This is a genomic window from Anabaena sp. WA102, from assembly GCF_001277295.1.
GTDB lineage: Bacteria > Cyanobacteriota > Cyanobacteriia > Cyanobacteriales > Nostocaceae > Dolichospermum > Dolichospermum heterosporum.
In genome coordinates, this window is record NZ_CP011456.1 from 2,367,838 (window position 1) to 2,377,939 (window position 10,102).

At 34.4% G+C, this 10,102-nt stretch carries 8 protein-coding genes; all 8 read right to left on the minus strand.

The window, feature by feature from the left end; translation table 11 throughout:
• Positions 1-188: 188 nt before the first annotated feature.
• Positions 189-2,831, minus strand: coding sequence for a formylglycine-generating enzyme family protein (locus AA650_RS28680; RefSeq protein ID WP_053538945.1), 2,643 nt, complete (start codon positions 2,829-2,831; stop codon positions 189-191).
• A 167-nt stretch (positions 2,832-2,998) separates the two neighbouring features.
• On the minus strand, positions 2,999-4,168 hold the full coding sequence (locus AA650_RS10255; RefSeq protein WP_053538946.1) for an AAA family ATPase: 1,170 nt from the start codon (positions 4,166-4,168) through the stop codon (positions 2,999-3,001).
• A complete protein-coding gene (locus AA650_RS10260; protein ID WP_190383197.1) occupies positions 4,161-5,312 on the minus strand; it encodes an EAD6 domain-containing conflict system protein in 1,152 nt (383 codons plus the stop codon). Before AA650_RS10260 ends, AA650_RS10255 begins: the two co-directional genes overlap by 8 nt.
• Before the next feature lie 28 nt (positions 5,313-5,340).
• Positions 5,341-6,198 (minus strand): EAD6 domain-containing conflict system protein, encoded by an 858-nt coding sequence (locus AA650_RS10265; RefSeq protein ID WP_053538948.1) that lies wholly within the window; start codon positions 6,196-6,198, stop codon positions 5,341-5,343.
• Between the two features lie 15 nt (positions 6,199-6,213).
• On the minus strand, positions 6,214-6,777 hold the full coding sequence (locus tag AA650_RS10270) for a Pycsar system effector family protein (protein WP_053538949.1): 564 nt from the start codon (positions 6,775-6,777) through the stop codon (positions 6,214-6,216).
• Positions 6,778-7,647: 870 nt separating this feature from the next.
• A complete protein-coding gene (locus AA650_RS10280; protein ID WP_027400933.1) occupies positions 7,648-8,139 on the minus strand; it encodes a hypothetical protein in 492 nt (163 codons plus the stop codon).
• Between the two features lie 343 nt (positions 8,140-8,482).
• Positions 8,483-8,788, minus strand: coding sequence for a hypothetical protein (locus AA650_RS10285; protein ID WP_053538951.1), 306 nt, complete (start codon positions 8,786-8,788; stop codon positions 8,483-8,485).
• Positions 8,789-9,658: 870 nt separating this feature from the next.
• Positions 9,659-10,066 (minus strand): hypothetical protein, encoded by a 408-nt coding sequence (locus tag AA650_RS10290; RefSeq protein WP_053541246.1) that lies wholly within the window; start codon positions 10,064-10,066, stop codon positions 9,659-9,661.
• Between the last annotated feature and the right edge of the window lie 36 nt (positions 10,067-10,102).

Sequence of the window (10,102 nt, forward strand, 5' to 3'; positions counted from 1 at the left end):
TTAGTTAATTCTTAGTTGCTGAAATTTATGATTCGATTATTTTCTACCCAAGGTTGATTTGAAAAAAAATTTTAACGCTCCCCTTTGGCATTCTCATAGACCATTTTTGCAAAAAAAATTTTTAATCGCTACGCTAACAAAGGGTAAAAGAACAAGTGCAAAGGGCAAAAGAGGAAAAGTATAAAGGGCTACTGAAGAATCCTCCCAACAGCGCAAACAACACGAAAACCAATACTGAAGTTGACGCTGCCGCGCTCGACCCTACGGATGAAGAGGCGAGACGCGGAACGGCAGCTAGGAGGATTGTCGATACAAGAACCGCCCCGCAGTACAGCACGTCTTGACTTGTCGTTTAGTTTATCATCACTATTAAACCATACACTTCCATCTGTGGACGCTCCTTGATAATTATCATGCCAGTCATCCAAACACCACTCCCATACATTTCCGTGCATATCATATAATCCGAAGTTATTGGCTACTTGAAAACTCCCTACTTCTGTTGTTTTTTCTCGATATTCTCCTTCAGATCCTTGACCATAAGTTTGATTGCCATTATAGTTAGCCAAATCCGTTGTTATCGTCTCTCCAAAGTGAAACGGTGTAGTAGTCCCCGCTCGACAGGCATATTCCCATTCAGCTTCACTGGGAAGGCAGTAGGTTTTACCTGTATATTGAGAAAGGCGATCGCAAAATTCCACCGCATCATACCAAGAAACTTGCTCAACAGGACGATGGTTGGTGAGCGAAGTCGAACCATCACCTTTAAAATGAGATGGATTTGGTTTTAGTTCACGGTTGACTCGTGGAAGTGCAGCTACAGCTTTCCATTGTGGTTGGGTCACTGGGTATTTGCCCATAAAGAAGGTGGGAACATTCACTTGGTGTTGAGGGCGTTCACTATCACTGCTATCTTTTTCTGTTTGCGGAGCGCCCATCTGAAAACTACCCCCTGGAATCTCTACCATTTCTAACTGGACTCTATTCTCCAAATTTTCGATAAAATACTGAGATTGTTGACGACGACGTTTAACTATTAATTCTGTTTTTTGTCCGAATCCTAAGAAGCCACCTGTTTGTTTTGGTTCAATGGTGGCTACTTCAAATTTAAACGGTTGTAGATTGGTGATGGTGATGGTTGCGACTTCAAAGGAAAATTCAAAGAATGCTTGATTGTTATTATCACTTTGTAAATATTGCGATTGTTCAATTTCATCAGCAAGCAGAGCATAAGCTCCTCCTAACCGTTTTAAAACTTTGACAGTAATAGTAGCAAAATATTCAAAATTTAAGTTTTGAAGATTTTTTTCGTTTTTGAGTTTTTCTAATTCCTGTGGATTTTTAAGTAAAGCCTGAAATTCTTTGCGATTTTTCCCCAGTTGTTTAGCAATATATTCAGAAATTTTATTAATTATTTGCTCGGAATCCATTTGGCAACTATCTTGAAGAAAAATATCTCTTATTTCTTCATCAATAAAGCGATATTCAACATAATCTGGATGGGTATCTGGTGTAATTTCTTTCGTGGGTTTTAAAATTCCTCCTAAGAATACTTCAGCTATGACATGAACTATTTTTTCCGATTGAGGTAGGAAATTTTTTTGAATTAATCGGACTACAGGTAAATTAATTACAGGTGCAGATGCTAATAAACTGACTAAATTTCTGGCTAGAGGTGAAGAACTGATGCGAAATTGATATACTCGTTCTTCATTGGATAATGATATTTGAGGTATATCTTGTGTTTGTGGTTCTTGTTGTTTTTCTTGTTTAACTATGTCTGAAAAGGCAAAACCACCAGCACCAATAGTTCCTTTGCATATAACCATTTTACTCCAAGTTTTTATAGAATCTTGTGTGAGACTAAAAACAGGAACTTTAATGGATTTGTGAAAATTAATATCATCCCAAATTAAAATTTCTTTAATAGATAAATTACGATTTGCAACTGTATAAGCTGAACTATTTAACTGTACCATTGCCCCTGAACTTAAGGCAGTTCTTAACCACATTCTTTCCGGTAACATTTGCACAATGGCGACAATATTATGTTTTCCCCAAATCTTTAATAGATTAAAAGCTGTGCCATTACGCCAAATTTCACTAACACAATCACTGACTATGAAGATAATTCTACGACCAGTAGGATCAATTAATTTTTGAGGAGAATATCTTTTTTTACCTATTCCTTGTTTTAAATAAATCTTTCCTTGATTATCTTTGAGGATGCCAAAGGTTTGAATATTGCGAAATATGCCATAATGTTTGAAAATCTGTTGTAATTCTTTGATAATGCGTTGCCAAAAAATCATAGAATCACTTTCATCTATAAGGAATAATAAATCAAATTTTAATTCTCTGCGTGGTTCAAGAATAGGAATACAAATACCGTTTAATTCAGCCATAAGTTCGACGGTGGCTTTTTCATTTAATAAGACTGCTTTACCATAGGCAATATATTGAATTAAAGAACGTAATGCTTTAGCAATTTTGCGGGGATATGGAAGGGAGGAAACATCAGGAATATTTATTGATAAACCACTATCGGGATAGGAATCTGATGTTTTGGTAAAAATAGGAATTTGAGGTGGTTTTCGTTCAATGAGTGTTGTTGGTGGAGTTTTTAGGTTTGGGGTTTGTGGCGGTATATATTGAGGTATATCTTCAAGTTCATTATTTGTTGGTGGTTGTTTCTGTGGAGTTGGTTTTTTATCAATAGAAACATGAGTACAAGTTTGTTGTGCTAACCAGAGAGTTTCGGCAATTTCTGTACCAGTTAGATTTAATTTTTTTTCTAATGTGGTGATGAATTGGTCAAATTGCCTACTCATGGTTTTAAAATCCTTTATTTATTTATATTTTACAGGCAAGATGCCTACTCATGGTTTTAGAATCCTTTATTTATTTATATTTTACAGGCAAGATGCCTACTCATGGTTTTAAAATCCTTTACTATTTATATTTTACAGGCAAGATGCCTGTACCACAAGAGATATTTTTATTGTTCATCAGTATCAGATAAGGATTTAAACAACAACTCTTGTAAATCTTCAGTAAAAGATTCAGGATTCAGGTTATTTCTCATATAAATAGCATTTAATAATTGATCTGTTGCCCGTTCTGTTGCTTCTTTGTTTCTAAAGGCTGTTATGAGATCATTTGTTGCTTTTTTAGTTTCTTCATAACTATCACCATCAAAATGAGATGCAATGATATTTTTTAAATATTCTGGATCAGGATCAGGCATTCTTACCCGTAAACAGCGCCGCACAAATGCGGGAGGAAAGTCTCTTTCTCCATTACTAGTCATAATAATAATGGGAAATTCTGAACAATGTACTCTACCTGCGTTAATTGTAACTTTAATGTTTACATCTTCTGTCCGCACTGTTACAGTTCTATTTGCTTCTATTTTAGATGTTTCTGTATGAGAAGTATCAGCCCAACGGACTAATTCAGTGATAGAAAATTTACCTTCTTCAAATAGATGTAATAAATCATTAGGTAAGTTGATGTCACTTTTATCAATTTCATCAATTAATAAAACTCTGGGATAAAGAGATGGTAAAAATGCTGTACCCAATGCTCCTAATGTGATATAATTGCCAATATCAAATGATTTATTTTGGGTTTGATTGTCTTTAGATAGTTGATAATCTTGAAGTCGGGCGATCGCATCATAAGCATATAATCCATCTTGGAGGGTAGTACGGGAAGTAATAGGCCAACTTAATACAGTTCCTAATTTTAATTCATGAGCGATCGCATAAGCTAAAGAAGTTTTACCAGATCCAGGATTTCCTGTAACTAAAAGCGGCCTTCGTAACAATATAGCAGCATTAACCGCATCTAATACTGTGATTTTATTAATATTAGGATTGTCTTCACTATCATCATCATTTCCTGCGGTTAGTTGACTAGAAACGCGAAATCTTTCACCTTTTTCTTGACCTCTTTTATTTTCGCAAGAGTTGGCTAATTCTTGAATGTTTTTCCACCGGGTTTCAACTTCTAATAATTCTTGACCTTGAATTTCTAAAAATTTCCGCCAAGGTGGAGGAGATTTCATTTTTTCCTTGATATTTATATTATGATTTTGTCCATCACCATAGAATAAATACCAGTCTTTGTTGTTTTGTGAGTTGTTTTCTGTTTGATGTTCAGTCATTGTTTTTCTCCTTTTTAATTAATCTAGCCATATTAGGAGATATTAGTTGATTTGCTCCCGTTGGTATTTTATCATGATCAAATAATACTCCTAAATTGTAACCAAAGTCACTTTTTGTTTTCATGTTATTTATCCGAATATCATGAATGTTTTGATAGATCCTATATATTTTGCAAAAATTATTTGTATCATTCAAGTCTATAGCAAAAATTGTTTCAAATTTTTTAACTACATTATTATCAATTGTTTTATATCTAGTCCATAAACACAAAGGAAAACCTTTAGACAAAATTTCTTGAAATAACTCAATTCTTTTTTTTTGATTTGGTAATGGGTCATCAATAAACCTAACATAAGTGTTATTATTTTTAATAATATTTATAAATTGTTGAGCATTATTATCATTAATAATTTTTTCTAAACTTTCCCATTGTGGTTGCCATGCAAGTTTTAATCTTGCTTTGTTTTTCTCATTGTGTAAAAATCTATCATAAGAACGTATAATTACAGGATATAATTTACCAATTGGTGTTTTTTTACCCCACTCATCCATAATTTCTCTACTATCAAAACCTTCGCTTAAAAGATTAATGGGTAAAAATAATTCTATAATTGGTAGTCTAGATAATTGCATATCATGATCTCTTGTTGTTTTGTACATCTCTTGGATAATTTTATCTAAAACACCAATAATATGTTTTTTCTCGCAACCATCTTCTGGTTGTTGTATTTGAATTGGAAGTTCATAGTCATCCTTTTTTTGTTTAGTTTGATTATTAATAAAACGTGCCAATTGTGCTTCTATGTAAAACTTTTGATTAGTTTGAGGTTTTACAATAACAAAAAGATAATCAACAATATTATTTGCATTTTGAATTGTTGTCTGACTTCGCAAAGATTGTACTAAATTAGCAAAGCGTTCACTGTCTTGACAAAGTATGTCTAAAAAACTATTTATTAGTCCTCCTCTAATTAAATGATTAACTAAAGAACTATATCTAGCATTAACTGTATTCCCAGTAATTGCATCATAAGGATTTCCTTGCAGTTGACTTGTATTATTTTCACATATAGTTTTTAATTCTTCTTCTGTAAATACATTTTGAAGAATTTTAATTAATACTTGTTTTTGTTCGTCAGTCATATTCATTATGTTTTACTAAAAAAATAATTTATCCTCGTAAAGATTTTACTAAATCAGCAAAGTGTTCACTGGATTTACAAAGTATGTCTAAAAAACTATCTATTAGTCCTTTTCTAATTAAATGATTAACTAAAGAACTATATCTAGCATTAACTGTATTCCCAGTAATTGCATCATAAGGATTTCCTTTCAGTTTACTCGTATTATTTTCACATATAGTTTTTAATTCTTCTTCTGTAAATACATCTTGAAGAATTTTAATTAATACTTGTTTGTTGTCGTCATCTGTCCATATAATAGGTTTAATAGGTTGTACATAATTCTCAAGCATTGGATAACCATAAGCCTCTCTGAACTCATCATGTTTATTTTTAAAAGATTGTTTAGAGAACTTATCTTGAGAAAGTTCATTATAGGTCATTTTATCAACAAATAACCAACCAGGAAATGCACCAGATTCCAATTCTTTAACTACCATGAAAACATTTCCAATCATTTGATTAGGACGTTCAGGATCATAAACAATATCATCTGTTGCTGCACCAATGCGAAAACACCACTGATCTATACCAGGTTTTTGGTTACGTTTGTCAACTATTTCGCAAAATATTTTCACAAAATCATAGGCATTTTCAACAGATTCAAATGTAAGTCTACAACCATCTGCTAGAGGAGTTTCAATTTTGGTAAGGTGAGTTTTAATTTTTCGATTTTCAATTGATTGATTAAAAGCTGTAGAAATAATGTCTTCAATTTGTTTAATAAATATTGCTAGAGCCTCAGCACCTAAATTGTATTTATTGTGTATATCTTGAAAAGACTTTGATGAGTTAACCAGATCAAGTTGAACTACAGTTAGTTTAATCTTAGTAGACGAAGATGACATAAAATATCTCGATGGTTACAAATGACGATAAATAACCAAACTAAGCAAAACAAAACAGGGAATTACCAAAATAGCAGCAATCAAAACATATATTGCATAGGTAAAAATCCGAAATTTCAGAAAAGTAATTTCAGCATTCACAGTTATTTGTGCAGCAATATCTTGATATTCTTTTTTGTAAGGTATATTATTTAATTTACTGTCAAAATAATGCTTATTCAGTGCCTCTAACAATTCAATTGGCTTGTATTTATGCAAATGTCCGAAAAACCATAAATTATCTTTATCTGGATTAGTATTATTTAAGTTACGTCGCAACCCTAAAATACGCTCTAAATTGGTTCTAGGTAAAAAAGATAAGGAGCAAGCTAAAGCACAAATACAAAGAATAATTGTTGTTAATAATAACCCAATTTTTAATGAATTAGGCAGACTTTGTGCTGTGGATAAAATGGTTATAGTAGCAGTAATCGCAGTGCCAGAAAAAGCCAAAAGAATACCATTCTTAGCCTCTGCAAACTTCAGCCAGTCATTCACATTTTGGGAAATTGCTATGAGCTTAGAAGAGACATCATCCATAAAAACACCTCTCGTCAAATTTAGATTCTAATTCCCTGAGCCTTTTTTCCAACTCAGCCATCCTTTGATTCAATGGTACATTGTCAGTACAGTCAAGATACTGACTAATTGCACTCACAACCACATACAGCACTTCCCGATGTTATGAGGTACAAGAACCCCACCCCCAACCCCCTCCCCGCAAGCGATGAGGGGGCTAAGATGTACCTCATAAAAGCGGAAACCGCTGTAAGTTTTCGACGTGCCAGTTAGCTCAACATGAGTTCTTGCAGTAGAGACAGATGGAGATAATCTGATGGCAATTTGTGGTTTGCTCATTGACAGCTTAAATTCCGTAACTATACGGCATACTACCAACTGTACAACAAAGTATTGCTAGTTCTAAACAATTCTTAACTCAAGTAGTGTCTTTCACACAAGCAATAATTCCTAAGTAGTGAGGCAGAATTAATTACACAATGTCATTGCGTAAGCATTGCGTGGCGTTAGCCATTTGGAACGAAGTGAAATTAAGCAATCGCCAGGGTTGTGATTGCTTCCCTTCCCTCGCAATGACTGTAAATATTTTTGTCCTTTTTATCATACAAACAACAAGTTCAAAGCCTCTCCAATTATAAAAGCTGCTCCTTTTCCCTCCCTTGTAGGGGAGGGTCAGGGAGGGGTGCAAAGGAGAGGTTTACCAGAGGGGTTTGGCGTTGCTGATAGCCTGCGTGGCGAAGCCATATTGAGGTATGAAATTGAAAAATCAAAAAAATGAAACTCTTACTCTCTGCGACTCTGCCTGAAATAAAATCATACTCTTAATCAGCAACGCCCATATGTGGTTAAACTATAAACCGTTTTCAGTATAATGCTCGAAATTGGTAAAATTTATCTAATCAGTCTATTTTGCCACCGGGTAATGGCTCGCAAATATGCGATAATGGGAATCTGATAAACTTCAATAAAAATCCAAATAATAATTCCTAAGTGTGCCAAAAAAGTTAGCACTGTCCAAACAAATGGAATCCATGACAGGGGAACATGAGAATGAGGAGGAAAATAATATGCTGTCACCCCTATTAAGGTAGTTGGTAAAAGAATAAAAGCAATTGCAGATAAACCATAACCCCAACCTAATTCCACAGTTCCTAATCGTGCTTGCGTCCACCTCAATCCATTCCAACTCCAAACTAAAGGCGGTTCTCTAGAAGGCATTTTAATTTGTTGTAATTCTAAATTAACTGTAAAAATCTCATTACAGAAATCACAACACATAGCTTCCATCATCAACATTTGCGAAATTTTACCCACGCGACATACTGGACATGGATAATTTTCTTGAAAGTTTAAAGATGTTGATAAAATTGAAGATTTTGCCATAATTAAACTACTCCTTTTTTAATATCAGTGATAAGATCTCCGACTTCTGACATTAATTTATAATTTGCGGACATAATAAATAAAAGAAGTCGGGGATCTTCTGATAATTTTTTTAATAAAACAACCTAGTTTCTTGATAAAACCAGGTTGAATTTGATATAAGAGTAAGCCACAAAATAAATGATCCTGTTTTGCCATGCTGAGTGTAGTGTAGCGAAACGAAGCATCTCAAGAGATTCTTCACTACACTTCGTTTCGCAATGCCTCTGGCACGCTGCGCGAACAGAATGACATTGGGTATTTCTTTTTGTGAAGTTCTCTAATGAAAATATTGGAAATGTAATTAGTCTAGAAAACCCATCAAAAGTTCGGAGTCATCGAAGGTGTTCGGTGCTATTGGCCGATTTCCGAAGACAGAATAGTTGTCAGAAACTACCAAGGCGCTAGAACCAATGGGACGAATACCAGACAAGTTAATACTATCAACTACTTGGAATGTGTTTGCACCTATGGGACGAATTCCCATGGAGTTGAAGGTATCAACTACTTGTAAAGTGCCAGTGGTAATGGGACGCATTCCAGCCACTATGATTGTTCCCTGAGAACTTTCTTCAGTATTACTGATATTATCCTGATTATTTTCTGTCATTTTTATTTCTCCTTTGTATGAGATGACACTTGTTCAAACTGAATCTTTGTTTGTTAAGTGAATTTTACAATAATTAAGGAAAGAAGTATTTTTTTCCTATATATTTAGAGTCTAACCCTAAACCAGCATATATCACAGGTTGAATCTGAGATTGATAGATTTTTTTGTGCGGTTAGAATCTTGATTATATCAGCTAATGTACATTTATTTTGGTACAAAGAGGTTATCTCAATTTATAAAATTATTTTATCTTTTCTATACTAAACACGGGTGAGATTTAAACTTTTGCCAAATGACAAATAACCCAGATGTGTAGGGGGAAAGCAAGAGCTTCATTAGTGTCAACTTAACGTAAAACCCATAGCCCGCCTGGGAATGATAGCGTAGCGTGGCGTTAGCCATATTCCCAGTCTAATAGCAAAAGTTGTCTTTTGATGACTAAATAACCCGAAAATTTTTGAGTAAACTTTAGTTTACTTTCGCTATTAGCCCGGAAATATGGCTTACGCCCCGCTACGCTATCATTTTCGGGCGGGTGTGGAAGCCAACAAATAAGCCATCTGTAGCCTAAGTTGACACCAATGAAGCTCTTGCTTTACCCCTACGTTTAGAATCAAACAATCCAGCCGTTTTGAATATATGTGGTCTTGTTGAACCAAGAATCCCCGTGTCTTTAGAGGATGTTTTAAAAGTGGTATCCCATAATTTTCATCACATTTTTACCCCCCTTTCCCCTTGTCAAGGGGGGAAACAAGAAAAATCTGGTTTCCTCCCCTTCACAAGGGGAGGGTTAGGGAGGGGTAAAACATTTGATACGGCAATCATGACTTTTCAAACACCCTCTTAGACCGGGGAGTGTCAAACATCCCATTAAAGAATTAAGTAACTCTGCCATTTGGATTGAGGATCTTGATGGTTTTTTTCTGGTATTAATAACCGCCAACTTTTACCTTCTTTTTGAATTTGTAGATAAACTTCAAAGGGTTTTTCAAGTTGTTTAAAACTGCGTTTTGGTAGTTTCACGGTAAAGTCGTAATTTCCCTGTACCCGATAAGCTGGTAAGTTTTCAATGGTGAGGGGTTGTTGTTGAGTAATATATATACGCTGAATATTAAATTGTTGGAAGTTTAAATCTAGCTGTTGGTTAAGTTGCTGTTGGGTTTGTTCTAGTTGCAGGGCGATCGCTTTTTGGACTAATTCCGGTGTCGGTAATAAGGCAATACTAGTACAAGCTGTGAGGAAAAGTATTAAAATTGCCGTAAAAATTAACTTGATCATATTTTTTACACCACTCATTAATCTCAAAACCACCGT